This window comes from Arenibacterium sp. CAU 1754, assembly GCF_054482635.1.
Genome location: NZ_JBTLRG010000001.1, coordinates 1162699 through 1179663, shown reverse-complemented (window position 1 = coordinate 1179663; position 16965 = coordinate 1162699). Strand labels below are relative to the sequence as shown.

General features: G+C 60.9%; 15 protein-coding genes. 9 read left to right on the top strand and 6 right to left on the bottom strand.

The annotated features are described in order from the left end of the window. Window positions 1-57: 57 nt before the first annotated feature. On the bottom strand, window positions 58-543 hold the full coding sequence (locus ACXYMO_RS05695; protein ID WP_458877685.1) for an anthrone oxygenase family protein: 486 nt from the start codon (window positions 541-543) through the stop codon (window positions 58-60). A gap of 24 nt (window positions 544-567) precedes the next feature. Further along, complete coding sequence (locus ACXYMO_RS05690; protein ID WP_458877684.1) at window positions 568-1149, bottom strand: NAD(P)H-dependent oxidoreductase; 582 nt, start codon at window positions 1147-1149, stop codon at window positions 568-570. 65 nt (window positions 1150-1214) lie between these two features. On the opposite strand from ACXYMO_RS05690, the gene ACXYMO_RS05685 reads away from it, so the two are divergent. Next, window positions 1215-1814: a TetR/AcrR family transcriptional regulator gene (locus ACXYMO_RS05685; protein WP_458877683.1), complete on the top strand. Its 600-nt coding sequence runs from the start codon at window positions 1215-1217 to the stop codon at window positions 1812-1814. Between the two features lie 65 nt (window positions 1815-1879). Here the strand turns inward: ACXYMO_RS05685 and ACXYMO_RS05680 are convergent, their stop codons facing one another. After that, window positions 1880-4177, bottom strand: coding sequence for a chemotaxis protein CheA (locus tag ACXYMO_RS05680; protein ID WP_458877682.1), 2298 nt, complete (start codon window positions 4175-4177; stop codon window positions 1880-1882). 99 nt (window positions 4178-4276) lie between these two features. Here ACXYMO_RS05680 and ACXYMO_RS05675 point away from each other — a divergent pair, with 99 nt between their 5' ends. Continuing rightward, window positions 4277-4951 carry a thiamine diphosphokinase gene (locus tag ACXYMO_RS05675; protein WP_458877681.1) on the top strand — a complete coding sequence of 225 codons (675 nt, stop codon included), beginning with the start codon at window positions 4277-4279 and terminating at the stop codon, window positions 4949-4951. Here ACXYMO_RS05675 and ACXYMO_RS05670 read toward each other — a convergent pair. From ACXYMO_RS05670 to ACXYMO_RS05660, 3 genes are all read right to left on the bottom strand, one after another. After that, complete coding sequence (locus tag ACXYMO_RS05670; protein ID WP_458877680.1) at window positions 4923-5924, bottom strand: DMT family transporter; 1002 nt, start codon at window positions 5922-5924, stop codon at window positions 4923-4925. The genes ACXYMO_RS05675 and ACXYMO_RS05670 overlap by 29 nt on opposite strands. Before the next feature lie 96 nt (window positions 5925-6020). Continuing rightward, window positions 6021-7394, bottom strand: a complete 1374-nt coding sequence (locus tag ACXYMO_RS05665; RefSeq protein ID WP_458877679.1) for an L-serine ammonia-lyase — start codon at window positions 7392-7394, stop codon at window positions 6021-6023. Continuing rightward, window positions 7394-8101: a glutathione S-transferase family protein gene (locus ACXYMO_RS05660; protein WP_458877678.1), complete on the bottom strand. Its 708-nt coding sequence runs from the start codon at window positions 8099-8101 to the stop codon at window positions 7394-7396. The genes ACXYMO_RS05665 and ACXYMO_RS05660 overlap by 1 nt, the downstream gene beginning before the upstream one ends. 283 nt (window positions 8102-8384) lie before the next feature. On the opposite strand from ACXYMO_RS05660, the gene ACXYMO_RS05655 reads away from it, so the two are divergent. The 7 genes from ACXYMO_RS05655 (at window position 8385) to ACXYMO_RS05625 (ending at window position 16546) form a co-directional block, all read left to right on the top strand. Continuing rightward, the gene (locus ACXYMO_RS05655) at window positions 8385-10052 is read left to right on the top strand and encodes a calcium-binding protein (protein ID WP_458877677.1); all 1668 of its coding nucleotides are present in this window, start codon (window positions 8385-8387) and stop codon (window positions 10050-10052) included. A gap of 324 nt (window positions 10053-10376) precedes the next feature. Next, window positions 10377-11165: a ribose-5-phosphate isomerase RpiA gene (gene rpiA / locus ACXYMO_RS05650; protein WP_458877676.1), complete on the top strand. Its 789-nt coding sequence runs from the start codon at window positions 10377-10379 to the stop codon at window positions 11163-11165. A 36-nt stretch (window positions 11166-11201) separates the two neighbouring features. Beyond that, window positions 11202-12563, top strand: coding sequence for a glutathione-disulfide reductase (gene gor / locus ACXYMO_RS05645; RefSeq protein ID WP_458877675.1), 1362 nt, complete (start codon window positions 11202-11204; stop codon window positions 12561-12563). A 70-nt stretch (window positions 12564-12633) separates the two neighbouring features. Then, entirely contained in the window at window positions 12634-13794 is a 1161-nt protein-coding gene (gene hflK, locus ACXYMO_RS05640) for an FtsH protease activity modulator HflK (protein WP_458877674.1), read from the top strand. After that, window positions 13794-14675, top strand: a complete 882-nt coding sequence (gene hflC / locus ACXYMO_RS05635) for a protease modulator HflC (protein WP_458877673.1) — start codon at window positions 13794-13796, stop codon at window positions 14673-14675. The genes hflK and hflC overlap by 1 nt, the downstream gene beginning before the upstream one ends. A 9-nt stretch (window positions 14676-14684) precedes the next feature. Further along, window positions 14685-14879: a DUF2065 domain-containing protein gene (locus tag ACXYMO_RS05630; RefSeq protein ID WP_458877672.1), complete on the top strand. Its 195-nt coding sequence runs from the start codon at window positions 14685-14687 to the stop codon at window positions 14877-14879. Between the two features lie 233 nt (window positions 14880-15112). Further along, window positions 15113-16546: a Do family serine endopeptidase gene (locus ACXYMO_RS05625; RefSeq protein ID WP_458877895.1), complete on the top strand. Its 1434-nt coding sequence runs from the start codon at window positions 15113-15115 to the stop codon at window positions 16544-16546. The last annotated feature ends 419 nt before the right edge of the window (window positions 16547-16965 follow it).

The following is a 16965-nucleotide window of genomic DNA, read 5'->3' as shown; positions in this document are numbered from 1 at the left end:
TTAATATCCGTATCTCGCAATATTCCCCCGGCATTTGCGCCGGGGGGTATGAACGGGTCAGGCCAATACGGCACCCGTCACGAAACACGCGGCGGCGGCGCCCGAGGCTGCCGTGCGCAGGTGGTTCCACAGGGTCCAGCGAAACAGGTAGGTGGCCCAATACCGGTCGGTATCTGGTGATCCGTTGATCATGCGATCCAGCCGTTTGTTCATCGGGACGTTGCAGACCATCGTGACGGCCAGAACGCCGATAACATACAGCGTCGCTCCCAGAATCAGCCAGCGGCTTGCCGCTTGCGGCAAGGTCGGCAGGCCGAGCAGGGCAATGGCGACTGAAACCGGGGCCATGCCCAGCAACAGCACCAGAAAGACCGATCTGTAGACGCGCCTGTTGATCAGTTGCATGGTTTCTATGCCCGTAGCAGGCGGGGCCTCTGACAGCGACTTCATGACGAAATCGGAAAAGGTCAGGAATACGCCGGCAACGATGGCATTCAGAATGGCGGCACCGGCAATCAGGGGTATCAGGATATCGGGGGACATGTCAGTTTCCTTTCTTGTAAGGGGTCAGGCAGCCGCGCTGGCGCCAAGTTTTTCGGCCTTTGTCAGCCAGGATTGAATTTTTGCGGGCGAGGAAACCTTGACCGGTCCGAACTGGATCTGTTTTCGTGTCTTGATCCCGCAGAACCCCAACACCTGATTGCGCATCACCCGGCGGGCAGGGCGGCGATAGATCAAAGTGTCGAGCCAAGGTGGTGTGTCGGAGGTGATAAAGGCATCGGCGGTGCGACCGGTAAGCAATTTGTCCCAGCCGATTCCCCTGGCGTGATATTTGAAGCCGAACCCCGGGGCGAGTGCACGGTCAATCACGGCCTTGGCCTTGGCCGGCATGGCGGCCCACCAGTAGGGGTGAATCACCATCAGGTGGTCGGCCCACTGAATGTTGTCCTGCCATGCGATCAGATCAGGCTCCAACGGGACGGTTTTGTCATATCCCTCGGGCTCCATATCAAAACGCATTGATGCAAGGTCCATCCGGCGCACCTCGGCCCCTGCGCGGACGGCGCCGGATTGATAGGAATCGGCAATTGCCTTGCACAGGCTGGTTTCCTTTGGGTGGGCCACCCAGACAAAAATTCGCTTGGTCATGTCTTATTCCTCCAACTTGACACCGTGTAAATTGACATGGTGTCAAGTAAGGGGTACTTTACGTCATGTCAAGTGATTTACCCGATACCCGCCATCGCATTCTGACCGCTGCGCTCGACCTTTTGGAAAACGCCCCCGGATCCGGGGTGCGGATGTCTGACATCGCCAAAAGGGCGGGGGTGTCGCGGCAGGCCGTCTATTTGCATTTCCCGACGCGGGCCGATTTGCTGGTCGCGGCCACGCGGCATGTGGACGAGATCATGAACATCGATGCCTGCATGGATGTCAGCCGCGCCGCGACCACCGGGGTCGGGCGGTTGCAGGCCTTCGTGGAGGCCTGGGCCAACTATATTCCCCATATTCACGGGGTTGCGCGGGCCCTGTTGGCGATGAAAGACACCGACGAAGCAGCCGCAACCGCATGGAATGACCGGATGCAGGCGGTGCGCGAAGGATGTGCCGCTGCCGTGGCGGCGCTGATACGGGACGAACAGTTGACCCCGGCCTTTGCGGAGCGGGAAGCCACCGATGTCTTGTGGATGCTGTTGTCGGTGCGAAACTGGGAACATCTGACGCAGGATTGCGGATGGTCGCAGGAGCAATATGTGCAGGCCACCAAAACGCTGGCCCTGCGCGCGTTGCTGAGTTCGGATGAACCGGCATGAACCAGTGCCTGAATCAAAAGCGGCGGCCCCGGGGGGACCGCCGTTTTCGTGTTATTTGAGCGGGCTCAGCCTGCGGCGCGTTCGTCGGGACGGAACCCGATGTCACCCGATGCGGTAAAGCGGCCACCGCCGGTTTTCTCGATCTTGCCTTCGCGCAGAAGCTGCCCGAAGGAGCGCAGACCGTCCTCGCGGTTGAAATCGCTTGTTTCGACCTGACGCACCTTGTTCATCAGCTGCGGGCGCGAAAACTGATCGCGGCCTTCGACAAAGGACATATAGGCGGCAGCGGCCTCAAGAAGGTCGGGCAGGTCGGTCGCGCCCATGTCGGCGGCAAATGCCTTGAAGCCACCTTCGCCGGCATCGTCGAGATCGGCTTCGGTGGTTTCAATCTTGGCAGCGGACACACGGCGCGGACGGATCGGGCCATGGGATGCTTTCGCGGCTTCGGCATCGACGCGCTGTTCAGCGACCAGTTTCAGGGGCGCGGGACGCGTGTCAGCCATCGGGCGCTGCGGGCGTGCCGCGGCGTTGGCCACGGGGCGACGCGGGCGCACAACGCTTGCCAGGTCTTCGCGATAGGCGTCATCCTCGGCGTGGTCACCGACGTCACCACCAGCATCGCGTTCCGCTTCGGCTGCGGCCACGGCAGCGCGCAGATGGCTGTAGGTTTCGCGGCTGGTCGAGTTTTCGGGCGCGTCCATCTTAGCCTCGGCTGCGGCCATCAGGCGCGACAGGTCTTCATCGGCCTCGTCCGCGACCGGAGGCAGGGTGGCATGCGCGTGGTCGGCGATTTCGTCTTCGTAATCGTCGTCATCGCTCATCTCAACGGCGCTGACGGCTGCGTCGACTTCCTCGTCCGAGTAGTCATCGGCAATATCGTTTTCCATGCCGGCCAGTTCACGCATCAGCGTGGCCTCGTCCTCGGAGGTCAGGTCGTCATCGGCGCCATCGTCAAAGGCCACGTCGAAATCATCGCGCTTGATCTTCAGCAGGCGCGCTTCTTCGGGTTCGTCCCCGGACAGGTCGGAGACATCAATGTCGTCGTCGTCCAGGTCCTGGTCGTCCAGTCTGGTCAGAATGCCGACTTCCTGTTCGACTTCGACGGCGGCGTCCAGATCGTCCTCGTCACGGATCATGAATTGCGACAGGTCCATGCCAGGGGCTTTGCTGGCCGGTTCCGCGTCGACGGTGTCTTCTTCGATGGCGTCGTCGCTGTGCATCGCTTCGGCAACGGCGGCCAGGGCACTGCCCAGGTCTGCGTCATCACCGTCGTCGTCATAGTCTTCGTCGGCCAGGGCCTGCGGAGCTTCTTCGATGACGTCTTGGAACTCGGCCGGGGCTTCCTGATCGGCGAGGCCATTAACGTCCTCATAATCTTCGTCATAGTCATCGTCGGCCAGCACGTCTGCGGGTTGGGCGGCGACTTCAGTGTCTTCTTCGGTGTCTTCTTCGATCTCTTCTTCGATTTCAGCGACCTGACCGGCGAGGTCGTGGGCGTCATCATCGAAGTCGGCATCGTCCAGGTCTTGATCCTCGGTCAGGTCGTCCTGGGCAACGACATCCTCGAAATTGTCATCATCATCGTCATAACGGTCAAAGGCCGCATCCATTTCGCGGTCGGCTGCTATGTCGGTCTCGGGCGCTTCGTCCATCGCCATCTGGTCGTCCGCGTCCAGCGCATCGTTCAGATCGCTGACGGCAGCGGCGACAAATGCGTCGGCGTGTTCGTCTTCGGTGAATTCGGCACCCTTCTGGGCTTCGTTGCGCGATACCACGGCGCGGATGCGCTGCAGTTTCGCGGCGATGCTGTCGCCGGGTGTGCCAACTTCGGCAACCGGTTCGGCGACGGGAATGTCGTCCTGTGCTGCGGGCTGATCGGCAGCCTCGTCGGTATTGACACGGGTCTTGTCGACGACATCGCTGATCAGGGCGTGGCTGTCGGCCGCTTCGGGCTCTTCCGCGCGGGCTTCGGTCTGTGTCTCGACCGCCTCGGCGGCGGGGGCTGCAGTTGCTGCGGCTGCACTTGCCGTTGCGACCGTGGCCAAAGCGGCAGGGGCAGCGGCGTCCGCGGCGCGCAGTACAAAGCCACCGCCGGTGTCCTGGCGTGCTTCGACCTGACGCGAGATTTCGCGCTGGGCGATACGAGCCAGCATATCCGCATCGGGTTGGGGTGGTTCCGCGCCAAAATAACGGTCGTCTGCGGCGAGATCCCGGAAGTATTCCGCAATCGCCTTCATGGTGCCGAAAGAATCGTCAAACCCTTCCAACGTGCACGAGAACGTCCCGTAGGAGACTGTCAAAATCTTGTTGTTCTGTACCATTGGATGCTCGTCCTCTGAATAGTTATCCACAATATTTACCATGCTCAGAGCGTCAAATTCGGCCCGAATCTGTGCAAATGAACGTATCATTTTGTGGCGAGATTGTGGTGTATATCCAAAAATGCCATTAATTTGGGCAACATGGACATAATTCTTAGCTCAAATTCGCCTGTAACCCTGGTTGGGGGCGGAATCGTCGGATCCGAAGATCTTGCACTCGCATTGCAGCATGCGCCGACTCTTGTGGCGGCTGATTCTGGGGCCGGGCCGGTGTTGGACGCAGGTCTCATGCCGGATGCGGTGATCGGCGATTTCGACTCGCTCAGCATCGGAGACAGGGCGCGCATCCCGCAAGAGCGATTGTTTCTGATCGACGAACAGGACAGCACCGATTTCGACAAGGCGCTGCGCCATATCGCGGCGCCGCTGGTTGTGGCGGTGGGGTTCCTGGGCGCGCGGGTGGACCATCAGCTTGCGGCCTTCAACGCTCTGGTCCGGTTACAGGATCGCCCCTGTGTGATGCTGGGACCGCATGAGGCGATCTTTCACGTTCCCGCGCGTCTTTCGCTCAATCTCAGCGATGGGGATGTCGTGTCATTGTTTCCGATGTCGCCAGTTCGCGGACGGTCAAAAGGGTTGGAGTGGCCCATCGACGACCTGCACCTGTCACCCAACGGTCGCGTCGGAACGTCAAACCGCGCGCGGGGGCCCATTCAGCTAGAAATGGATGGACCCGGGTTATTGGCGCTGGTGCCGCGGTCGGCCTTTGGGTCGGTGATCAGCACGCTCATGCCTGAGCGGGCTGGCGCGGCGTGACAATGTCCGGGTGAAATTGCGTATCGTCCAGCTCGGCCCGGCGGGCCGCGTTGCGAGCGATCTGCATGTCCCGCCGCGACCGGGCACGTGCAATCGCGCCTTCCCGCAGGATGATGTACAGCCCCGCTGACATGGTGATGCAGATCCCGATCGCTGCCGTGGTGTTGGGCAGATCGCGGAAGATCAGCCAGCCAATCAACGTCGCAATGGGAATTTCCAGATATTGCATCGGGGCCAGCGTGGCCGAGGGCGCGAAGCGCAAGGCCCAGGTCATCAGCAGATGTGCGCCGGTGCCCAGGAACCCGATGCCGATCAGAAGGGACCATTCGTACCCGTTGGGGCGGATGATGTTTGAAACTGGCACGTCCAGCACGTTGCCCAGCAGAACCAGAGGCAGCAGGACAATAGTGGCCAGAATGCCGCTGACAGCCTGCAAACCGATCGGGTCGGTCTCCTTCGCGATCTGGCGCGTGGTCAGGATGAAGAACGAGAACGTCACCGCCACCACCAGGGGCAACAGCGCGGGCAGCCCGACCTCGGCAAAGCTGGGCTGAACCACCAGCAGGGTGCCGATGAATCCGACCACACAGGCCATCAGGCGGCGCACGCCGACCTCTTCCCCCAGAACCACCTTGCCCAGCAAAAGCATGATGAACGGCATCACGAAAGCGATGGCGACCGCATCCGCCAGCGGCAGGTATTGCAGCGCGGTGAACATCGCGGCAATGCCGACGATATGCAGCAGCGTGCGCAGGATGGCCAGTTTGAAAACCCGCGCGTTCATCCGCCACAGGCGCCGGGTCAGAAAAACCAGCGGCACCAGAAGAATGGCCTGGATCGCAAATCGGATCAGAACCATCTGACCGAGGGAAAAGGATTCGCCCAGGAGCTTGGCCACTGCATCCCCCATCGGGGCAATGATGCAGAAACAAAGCATAAGCAGGATGCCCAGAACGGGCCGATCATGTGACATGACGCGCAGGCTATGAAAGGAAATGACACGATGCAAGCAAAGGTTGCATTGGACGTTGGGGAAATACCGTCATTTCTTTTGAACAGGTTTTTACGGTCAGCAATTTGGAACGTTGACGGCCAGCCCGCCCAGTGAGGTTTCCTTGTACTTCTCGCTCATGTCTTCGCCGGTCTGGCGCATGGTTTCGATGCAGGCGTCAAGCGGAACCAGATGCGTGCCATCCCCGCGCAACGCCAATGAGGCGGCGCTGACCGCCTTGATCGCACCCAGGCCATTGCGTTCGATGCACGGCACCTGCACCAGACCCTTTACGGGGTCGCAAGTCATGCCAAGGTGATGCTCCAGCGCGATTTCGGCTGCGTTTTCCACCTGTTCGGGGGTCCCGCCCAGAACCGCGCACAGCCCGGCGGCTGCCATCGCACTGGCGCTGCCGACCTCGGCCTGGCAGCCAGCTTCAGCGCCGGAAATCGACGCGTTGTATTTCACCAATCCGCCAATGGCCGCCGCGGTCAGCAGGAAATCCTCGACGTGATCGGGCGAGGCGCCAGGCACGTGATCGAGGTAGTAGCGCAGTGTCGCGGGCACCACGCCCGAGGCGCCATTGGTCGGCGCGGTGACGACCTGACCGCCGGCGGCGTTCTCTTCGTTCACGGCCATGGCATAGGCGCACATCCAGTCATTGATCGTGTGCGGCGCATTCAGGTTCAGCCCCCGTTCAGCCTGAAGCGCGTCGTGAATCGACTTGGCGCGGCGTTTTAGGTTCAACCCGCCCGGCAGAATGCCATCGGTGCTGAGGCCCCGGTCGATACAGGCGTTCATCACCTCCCAGATACGGGCGGTGCCGGTGGCCAGATTGGCCGCGCCGTTGCGCGATACTTCGTTGGCGCGCTTCATCGCGGCGACGGATTTGCCGGATGTCTTCGCCATGTCCAGCATTTCGGCGGCCGACTTGAAGGGAAAGGGAACGGGCGGGCCTTCGTCGGTGTCCTTACCGGCGGTCAGTTCCTCTTCGGTCATCACGAAACCACCGCCGATGGAATAAAAGACCTGTTGGAGGATCACGTCGCCCTGCGCGTCGGTGGCCATCAGGATCATGCCGTTGGCGTGACCGGGCAGGGTACGGTCATAGTCAAAGACAAGATCGGTCTCGGGATCAAGGTGCAGATCGCCCAGGCCTTCGGGCTGGACAATATGTGTGGCACGGATTTCGGCCAGCGCAGCATCGGCGGTGGTGGCGTCATAGGTTTCGGGATGGAACCCGGCCAAACCTAGAATCGTGGCGCGGTCGGTGGCATGTCCGACGCCCGTAAAGGCCAATGAGCCATGAAGCGAGGCACGCACCCCGGAAAATTCGAACGGGGCCTTGCGCATCTGGTCCAGAAACCGTGCGGCGGCCACCATGGGGCCCATCGTGTGCGACGATGACGGGCCGACGCCTACCTTGAACATGTCGAATACGGAGAGAAACATCAGGTTGCGGTTCCTTCGGGTGGGCTGGCGTGGATCGGCGCGCTGAACGGGGCTGGGCCCAGTCCTTCGGCGCGCCGGGCATGGGCGACGGCGGGGCGGGTTTCGAGGTCGCACATCAGATGGTGCAGATGTGGATAGCCTGCAAGATCGAACCACCCCAGATCCTCATCCGTCGGATAGAGCGCCATCCAGCGTATCAGGCACGCCAGATAATAGCACAGGACCGATGGTGCATCAGCACGCAGCCAGTCGGGGACGCCCGCGGCCAGATCATCAAGGGTGCGCAGGTGATTGCACAGGCGCCCGCGCACCGTCTGTTTAAGTGCTTGTTGTGCGTCTGTCTTTGAGCCTGCGTACTGGTGCGGATAAAAGGTCATCCGCAATTCCGGGTGCAGGGTGTTGGACAGGAAGAACAGCCATTTCAGAAAATCGCCCCGCGCAGGCGCGTCGGAAGGCGGGGCCATGGCACCATGCCTGTCGGCCAGCCACAGCAGGATGGCGCCGGTTTCAAACAGCGCGCCGTCGGCGGTTTCCAGAACCGGAATCAGCCCGTTGGGATTAAGCGCAAGAAACGGGGCGGATTTCTGTGCCTGCTGCGCGCGATCGACCAGAACGGTGCGATAGGGCAGGCGCATCTCCTCCAGCGTCAGCCGCACGATCAGCGAGGCGTTGTCCGGGGCATAATGAATGGTGTAGAGCGCGGTCATAGTGGCAAGTTTAGCATCGCGTGCCCGGTGCGACGCGCCGAAAACGACGATTCTGCAGATCAAAACAGCCCCGCTTCGGGCAGGCGAAGGTCCAGCCGACACATATTCCGTTATTGATACGGATCAATGCGCCGTCAATCCGCTCCGCTACTCTGAACTCCGGTCAGAAGACGAGTGCCGCGTAGTTCCGCAAGTATCTTACAACTGAAGGGAGAAGAAGGTGGCTGGATCAGGATCAGGTGGCAGTGGAGCTGGTGAACTCTATGGAGATTTGTGGGTTTTGGTGCGGGATTTCGACCCGACCGATGGCGGAGGCAACGGCGAACCGGTGCTGGATGCCAATGGTCAGATTATCCCGATCGGCTATGACCCGGCGACCGGGGAAACCTTTCCCATCTACCTCGTAGAGGGGGCAGAAGGCGATTACGAAGTCCCTCCTGCGCTGCTGCCCTACGTTCAGGAGGTCGAGCTCGAGCGGGCAAACATCATACGGTCCCCGGACGCGGTGGTTGAGTCTGCGCTCGAAGAGGCGCTCGCCAAGATCGCGGCCGGAACCGTGATCGAAGCCGATGCCTCGGGGCGCATCATGGTCGACGGCGTGCTGATCGATTCCCCGCGCGAGAACCTGGCGCTGTACAATCTGGTCATGACCGCCGGCGGTGCCACGAGTTGGACCGAAGCCCAGGCCAACGCCGCTGCCGTGCTGCCCCAGCCCATAACCGATCTGCTCGCGTCGGGCTGGGATCCGACCGGGCTGCTCGCTGGTGTCTTTTCCAAGTTCCAGCCTATCAGCCTCGACGCCGTCATAACTTCGCACACGCTGATGGGCGTTAACGAGGTTACCGGTTCGGGCGATACGCTCAATATCGATTATTTCGGCTTCACCGATGGGGCCACCGAGACCTTCGATTACGACCGCGTAGCGACCTACGGCGACACCTGGGTGCAGTGGTACCAGGACATGGACGGAGACGCGTCCGACCTCGAAGCCGTGCAGCGCAACTTGCTGGACGTGATCTGGGGCGAGGACCGAAACGGCGACGGGCTGAATGATGTCGGGAGCGGCGTGGACTGGGTGGATGAGTACATGAAACTCTCCGCAGACGGTCTGAGTTTCGAGATGGCCGAAGGATCCGCCTCCGGCATCAATGACTGGGCTCAGGCGGTGGAGGACGCCCGCGAGGCAATCTACGTGCTGCACGAATACATCGGCACCACTGTGGTTGATGAGCCGGCAGCCACCGACGACGTGATCGAAGGCAGCTCCTTTGCCGACTACATCGCCGCTTGGGGGGGCGATGATCTGGTGATCGGCCACCAAGGCGACGACATTATCGATGGCGGCGACGGCGATGATGTCCTGCGAGGCAATCTCGGCAATGACTGGCTCGAAGGAGGGGCGGGCAACGACGAGATGTATGGCGGTCTTGGCGACGATACCCTGCTCCGCGGGCACGGTCACGATCTGCTATTCGGCGGCGACGGCAACGACAAGTTGTCCGGCGGCGGCGGGACCGACGCGTTGTACGGAGACGACGGCAACGACCGGCTGTTCGGCGGTTTTGGCGCCGACACGCTGGACGGAGGTGCGGGCAACGACTTGCTGAAGGGCGGGCGTGGCGACGACCTTCTGACGGGTGGGCTTGGCGCAGACAAGTTCGTTTTCAAGGTTGCAGACTCCGTTAGCGTGGACACCATCACCGACTTCACGCGCGCCGACCTTGATCTTGTCGTGTTGAGTCGCATGGATTCCGACGTGACGACGGCAGAGGACGATGCGTTCACGTTTGTCGGCTATGCCGGTTTCACCGGTACTGCCGGAGAACTGCATGCCGTCGACCTCGGCGGTACGCAGCGGATTCAGGGCGATGTCGATGGCGACGGCGCCGCCGATTTCACCATCGATATCATCGGCGCCACGCCGGTGGAGGCCGACTGGTTCGAACTCTAGGACCCATCGGACCATCGCGGCGCCTGGCGGCGTGATGGTCCGGACCCTTCCCATCCGCACCGAGCCATGGAGAAGGCCAGGTCGGGGAAACCCAAAGGGGGTCGCAGGTTCAGGATTTGACGGCTTCTGACCTGTTTCCGGCCTGCAAGGTGCACTTTCAAAGATGTGCAGAACACGCTCGGTTCCAATTTTCAGCGCACTCCCCGTGAAGGCCAAATTTATTTGACGTCCCACAACGCGCCGGGGCTAAATTTGAAACGATTCACCCCTCGCAGTCAGAGCTGATTTTCCCTATAAGTTCCGAAACATTCACGGAGAGCTGCCATGACCGGGGAATTGTCACCCATCGATAAGGCCAAATTTGTTGCTGCCAAACGCGCTGCCGATTTCGTCGAGGACGGAATGCGTGTGGGACTGGGCACCGGCAGTACCGCCGCGTGGCTGGTGCGCTGCCTTGGGGAAATGGTCCGTGACGAGGGGCTGAAAATTCGGGGCGTCCCAACCTCGACCAGGACCGCCGAGCTGGCCCGCGAGGTCGGGATCGAGGTTATCACCCTGGATGAGGCGAAATGGCTGGACCTGACCATTGACGGGGCCGATGAATTCGACGGCGACCTGAACCTGATCAAGGGCGGCGGTGGGGCCCTGCTTCAGGAAAAGATCGTGGCCACGGCTTCGGATCAAATGATCGTTATCGCAGACGTCGGCAAAGAGGTCGAAACGCTGGGGGCCTTCCCTCTGCCGGTCGAGGTGATCCCTTTCGGCTGGAAAACAACGCAGGCGCTGGTTGAAGAAATCCTCATTTCGATGGACGTTCTGGGCCGCAATTCGACGTTGCGGATGAATGGCGACCGTCCCTTCATCACGGATGAGGGGAATTATATTCTGGACCTGCACCTGAACCGGATCGGCAATGCGCGCCAGCTGTCGCTGGTGCTAAACCAGATTCCGGGGCTGGTCGAAAACGGGCTGTTCATCGATATCTGTGACGTGGTTGTGGTCGGTTACGGCGATGGCCGTGTGGAACTGCGCGATATCAACGAAGGTACGATCGAACATGACCGGATGGACTTTGTGGAAAGCGACAACCTGTTCACCGATCTGGCCGACTGAAGGCGCCGTTGACAGCCCGACTGAGGAATTCCTGACATGAGCTTTGACTATGATCTCTTCGTCATAGGTGGCGGGTCCGGTGGCGTGCGCGCCGCGCGTGTGGCGGCCGGTGAAACCGGGGCCAGGGTGGCGCTTGCCGAAGAGGACCGGTACGGCGGAACCTGTGTGATCCGCGGCTGCGTGCCCAAGAAACTGATGGTTTTCGCCAGCGGCTATGGCCGGATGGTGGAAGAGGCGCAAAACTATGGCTGGCGCATCGATCAGGGCAGTTTCAACTGGCCCGCGTTCCAGGGCAAGCTGACCGCCGAACTGGACCGGCTGGAACAGATTTACCGCAACCTGCTGGCCAATTCCGGGGTCGACACGTTCGACGCGCGCGCCACGGTCAAGGATGCGCATACCGTCGCGCTGTCCACGGGCGAAACACGTACTGCCAAGCACATCCTGATCGCCACAGGCGGGCGTCCCTCCGTGCCCGATGACATCGAGGGCGGCGATCTCGCGATTACCTCGAACGAGATTTTTCACCTTGGGGACCTGCCCAAGTCGATCCTGATCGTCGGTGGCGGCTATATCGCCTGCGAATTTGCGTGCGTACTGAACGGTCTGGGGGTCGAGGTCACGCAATATTATCGCGGGGCGCAAATTCTGCGCGGCTTTGATGACGAGGCACGCGGACTGATCGCTACCGAGATGGAACAGCAGGGCATCAACATCTGCACCGGTACCAATGTCCTGGAAATGCGCAAGGTCGATGACGGCATCCGGGTCAAGGCCACGAACGGCGATGAAAAGGTGTTCGGGCAGGTTCTGTTCGCCACCGGGCGCAACCCCAATACCGAAGGTCTGGGCCTGGAGGAACTGGGCGTCGCGATCGGACGTCAGGGCGAAATTATCGTGGATCAGTTCAGCCAGACGGCAGTGCCGTCGATCTATGCCATTGGCGATGTGACAAACCGGGTCAACCTGACGCCCGTGGCGATCCGCGAAGGCGTGGCCTTTGTCGAAACCGTGTTCAAGGGCAACCCGACGCCGGTCGATCACGAATTGATCCCAAGCGTGGTCTTTACCCAGCCCGAACTGGGCACCGTCGGCATGGGCGAGGAAGAGGCCCGCGAACAGGAACCGGTCGAGATCTATGCGACCAGCTTCAAACCGATGCAATCGTCCTTTGCCGGACGGCCGGACCGGGTGCTGATGAAACTGGTGGTCAGCCAGGCCACCCGCAAGGTTCTGGGCTGTCATATCGTCGCGCCAAACGCGGGCGAAATGATCCAGCTGGCCGGGATCGCGATCAAGATGGGTGCAACAAAAGAAGATTTCGACCGGACCGTGGCCGTACACCCGACCATGTCCGAAGAGATCGTGACAATGAAATCGCCTGTGCGGACGGCTTGAATTGCCGATACGCGGATACAGGTTATAAGGACATATCGCAGTAAGCGGTCAAAAAAGGGAAATTGACAGTATGGCGGGCAACAGCGGCGGCCCCTGGGGCGGCGGAGGCCAATCCGGCGGCGGAGGAGATCGAGGTAACAATGGTGGCGGAGATCGCGAAGGCGGTGGTGGCCGTCGTCCCGAGAACGGGCCTCAGATTCCGGAAATCGATGAACTGGTGAAAAAGGGCCAGGAACAGTTGCGCGTGCTCATGGGCGGGCGCGGCGGTTCCGGACAGGGCGGCGGCGGCCAACGCGGCGGCGGCAGTTCCATGCCCACCGGCGGTGCCGTGTTGCTGGGCCTTGTCGCGGCAGGGGTCGTATGGGCGTTTCAAAGCTTTTACACAGTCAAACCCGAAGAATTGTCTGTGGAACTGTTCCTGGGTGAATTTTCCACCATTGGCGAGCCTGGCCTGAATTTTGCCCCTTGGCCGGTCGTGACCGCCGAGGTGATCCCGGTCACCCGCGAACAGACCGAAGATATCGGTGTAGGTGCACGCGGTTCGGAAGCGGGCCTGATGCTGACCGGAGACGAAAACGTTGTGGATATCGATTTCCAGGTCGTTTGGAACATCAACGATCCAGCGAAATTTCTGTTCAACCTGCGTGATGCGCGCCCGACGATCCGTGCGGTTTCGGAATCGGCGATGCGCGAAATCATCGCACAGTCGCAGTTGGCGCCGATCCTGAACCGGGACCGGGGCGTGATTGCCGACCAGTTGCATGACCTGATCCAGTTCACATTGGACAGCTACGACAGCGGTGTGAACATCATCCGCGTCAACTTTGACAAGGCTGACCCACCCGAGCCGGTGATCGATGCCTTCCGCGATGTTCAGGCCGCCGAGCAGGAACGTGACCGGTTGCAGAACGTAGCGGATGCTTATGCCAACCGCGTTCTCGCCGAGGCCCGCGGTGAAGCGGCGCAGATCATGGAAGAGGCAGAAGGCTATCGCGCCCGCGTGGTCAACGAAGCCCAGGGTGAAGCCAGCCGTTTCAGCGCCGTTCTTGAGGAATACCTGAAAGCCCCCGAAGTGACCCGCAAACGTCTGTACCTCGAAACAATGGAAGAGGTCCTGGGCGATGTTGACAAGATCATTCTCGACGAGTCTGTCTCGGGCGGGGGGCAGGGCGTTGTGCCTTATCTGCCGTTGAATGAGCTGCGCCGAAATTCGGGCGAGGAGAATAAGTGATGCGTAAAACGACCTTTATCCTGCCCGTTCTGTTCGTGGCCGCCATCGTTGCGCTGTCGAGCATTTTTATCGTGGATGAGCGCGAAAGGGCGCTGGTCCTGCAATTCGGCCGCGTCGTCGCCGTCAAGGAAGAACCGGGCCTGGCCTTCAAACTTCCGCTGATCCAGGAGGTTGTGCGCTATGACGACCGCATTCTCAGCCGCGACGTCGACCCGCTTGAGGTGACACCGCTGGATGATCGCCGTCTGGTCGTGGATGCCTTTGCGCGCTATCGGATTTCTGATGTGACCAAGTTCCGTCAGGCCGTTGGTGTCGGCGGAATCGCAACTGCGGAAAATCGTCTGGATTCCATCCTGCGCGCGGAAACGCGTGAGGTGCTGGGCTCGGTGTCCTCGAACGATATCCTGAGTTCAGACCGGGCCGCGCTGATGCTGCGCATTCGCAACAACGCGATCGCCGAGGCCCGTGCACTGGGCATCGATATCATCGACGTGCGCCTGAAATCGACCGACCTGCCGTCGCAAAACCTTGCTGCGACATTCGATCGGATGCGCGCCGAGCGGGAACGCGAAGCGACCGATGAACGCGCCCGCGGTAACGAAGCCGCCCAGCGGGTCCGTGCACAGGCCGACCGGACCGTGGTCGAACTTGTGTCCGAAGCGCAGCGGGAGTCGGAAATCATCCGTGGTGAGGCCGACGCGCTGCGTAACAACATTTTCGCCGAAGCCTTTGGCAAGGATCAGGAATTCTTTGCGTTCTATCGGTCTCTGACCGCGTATAGCCGGGCGTTGAAGGGCAAGAATTCGTCGATGGTGATTACGCCGGATTCCGAATTCTTCAACTATCTGAAATCGCCCACCGGCGCGGTGCAGTCGCGGTAAACGCCCGGTATGGCGTTCATCCTTCTGGCCCTTGGGCTGTTGCTGATTGTGGAGGGGCTGGCCTATGCGCTGGCCCCTTCGCTTGTTGAGCGGATGCTGCAGATGCTGGCCGAACTGCCCTTGCCGGCCCGCCGGCAGGTGGGGCTGATCGCCGTTGCGACGGGGATCATCCTGTTGTGGATGGCCGACCTGATCGGGTTGTGATCCCGACGCGGACAACGCCCTTTGCCATTTCCGGGCGCAATGTCCTTTCACACTCGTGTCAACGGTGGCGGAAAACCCGCAACACTCTTTGCGCTGGCCGTGAAAGACACTACATTGCGAATAGCACACAAAGCGCGACCCGATCTCGGGTCCGAATGGCAGGATTTACGAGGAGAATTCTATTGCAGTCACAGGCAGTCACGCTCACCAGAGCCCGTACCGATCATCTGGGCATGCAGGCCCGTATCTTCCTGCTTGGCGTTCTGACCATGCTTTTCGTGCTGGCGCAGACCGTGATTGCGCAGGCGCGTCCCGAAAGCCTGGCGCCGCTGGCCGAAAAGATCAGCCCGTCGGTAGTGAACATCACCACGACGACCGTGGTCGAAGGGCGGACCGGACCACAGGGCATCGTGCCCGAGGGGTCACCCTTCGAAGATTTCTTTCGCGATTTCCAGAACCGCGACAATGAGGGTGAACCGCGGCGTCCGCGCCGGTCGTCCGCCCTTGGGTCGGGGTTCGTGATTTCCGAAGACGGGTATGTGGTGACCAACAACCACGTGATCGACGGGGCCGACGAGATCCTGATCGAATTCTTCTCGGGTCAGGAATTGCCGGCCAAGGTGGTGGGCACCGACCCCAACACAGATATTGCCCTGCTCAAGGTCGAAGCCGAAGAACCGCTGCCTTTCGTCAACTTTGGTGACAGCGACATCGCCCGCGTGGGTGACTGGGTCATCGCAATGGGCAACCCGCTGGGGCAGGGGTTTTCAGTCTCTGCCGGGATCGTTTCGGCCCGCAACCGGGCGCTGAGCGGGACATATGACGACTACATTCAGACCGATGCGGCGATCAACCGGGGCAACTCGGGCGGCCCGCTGTTCAACATGGATGGCGAGGTGATCGGCGTGAACACTGCGATCCTGTCGCCCAATGGCGGCTCGATCGGGATCGGGTTCTCGATGGCGTCGAACGTGGTGACCAAGGTGGTCGACCAACTCAAGGAATTCGGCGAAACGCGTCGCGGCTGGCTGGGTGTGCGCATTCAGGACGTGACCGACGACGTTGCCGAGGCGATGGGGCTGGAAAAGGCAACCGGCGCGCTGATTACGGACGTACCGGACGGTCCGGCGAAAGAGGCCGGGTTGCTGTCGGGCGATGTCATCCTGAGCTTTGATGGCGTCGATGTGGCCGATACCCGCGCCCTTGTCCGTCAGGTGGGCAACACCACCGTCGGCAAATCGGTGCGCGTGGTCGTCTATCGTGAAGGGGGCACCAAGACCGTTCTGGTCACGCTGGGCCGCCGCGAGGACGCGGAACGTGCAAACCAGCCCGCCCAGGAGGGTAACACGCCCGCCCCCGAGGTGCAGGAGAAAACCATCCTGGGTCTGACGCTGACAACCCTGACCGATGACAAACGTCAGGAACTTGGCCTTGCCGACGATGTTGAAGGTTTGCTGGTGGTGACGGTCGATGAAGCCTCGGAAGCCTTTGAAAAGGGCTTGCGCACGAGCGATCTGATCACCGAGGCAGGCCAGCAGAAAGTGGAATCGCTGGCCGACCTTGATGCTCGTATCAGCGAGGCCCGCGACGCCGGGCGCAAATCGCTGTTGCTGCTGGTGCGGCGCGGCGGTGATCCGCGCTTTGTCGCGCTGTCGCTGGAAGAGTAATCCGGCGCCCGCCTTTGACGGGGTCCCGCAAGAAATAAGGCCATGTGCATGTGCACATGGCCTTTGTTTTTTGAAACGGTTTAGGTGATGGTATCACTCTTTCAAACGTTCATAAGGTGGCCACTTCTGAGGGTGGCAAAGCCGACAAAATGGTCGGCGCGCCTCGGTTCCATGCCGCCGAATTCCCGGCGGGAGCCCCTTTGCAGGATGCGCGGTTTGGGGCCGGGCAATGTCAGTGACATTCCATACAAATGGGTGAAACACGCCTATAACGTCGGCACTGCCGGAATGTACTGATACGAGGACAACAAGGCCGTTACGGCTGCGCTTCTTTTGTGTCGGTCGCCGGGTCAGGCGACTTAGGACTTCTATCTTACATGATTTTTGCGTCAGGTATGTGAAGCAGATCACGTAACAGT

Excerpts from the sequence above, each read along its gene's own strand:
- ACXYMO_RS05695 (WP_458877685.1), bottom strand. The coding sequence starts at position 543 with ATGTCCCCCGATATCCTGATACCCCTGATTGCCGGTGCCGCCATTCTG.
- ACXYMO_RS05690 (WP_458877684.1), bottom strand. The coding sequence starts at position 1,149 with ATGACCAAGCGAATTTTTGTCTGGGTGGCCCACCCAAAGGAAACCAGC.
- ACXYMO_RS05685 (WP_458877683.1), top strand. The coding sequence starts at position 1,215 with ATGTCAAGTGATTTACCCGATACCCGCCATCGCATTCTGACCGCTGCG.
- ACXYMO_RS05680 (WP_458877682.1), bottom strand. The coding sequence starts at position 4,177 with ATGGTAAATATTGTGGATAACTATTCAGAGGACGAGCATCCAATGGTA.
- ACXYMO_RS05675 (WP_458877681.1), top strand. The coding sequence starts at position 4,277 with ATGGACATAATTCTTAGCTCAAATTCGCCTGTAACCCTGGTTGGGGGC.
- ACXYMO_RS05670 (WP_458877680.1), bottom strand. The coding sequence starts at position 5,924 with ATGTCACATGATCGGCCCGTTCTGGGCATCCTGCTTATGCTTTGTTTC.
- ACXYMO_RS05665 (WP_458877679.1), bottom strand. The coding sequence starts at position 7,394 with ATGTTTCTCTCCGTATTCGACATGTTCAAGGTAGGCGTCGGCCCGTCA.
- ACXYMO_RS05660 (WP_458877678.1), bottom strand. The coding sequence starts at position 8,101 with ATGACCGCGCTCTACACCATTCATTATGCCCCGGACAACGCCTCGCTG.
- rpiA (WP_458877676.1), top strand. The coding sequence starts at position 10,377 with ATGACCGGGGAATTGTCACCCATCGATAAGGCCAAATTTGTTGCTGCC.
- gor (WP_458877675.1), top strand. The coding sequence starts at position 11,202 with ATGAGCTTTGACTATGATCTCTTCGTCATAGGTGGCGGGTCCGGTGGC.
- hflK (WP_458877674.1), top strand. The coding sequence starts at position 12,634 with ATGGCGGGCAACAGCGGCGGCCCCTGGGGCGGCGGAGGCCAATCCGGC.
- hflC (WP_458877673.1), top strand. The coding sequence starts at position 13,794 with ATGCGTAAAACGACCTTTATCCTGCCCGTTCTGTTCGTGGCCGCCATC.
- ACXYMO_RS05630 (WP_458877672.1), top strand. The coding sequence starts at position 14,685 with ATGGCGTTCATCCTTCTGGCCCTTGGGCTGTTGCTGATTGTGGAGGGG.
- ACXYMO_RS05625 (WP_458877895.1), top strand. The coding sequence starts at position 15,113 with ATGCAGGCCCGTATCTTCCTGCTTGGCGTTCTGACCATGCTTTTCGTG.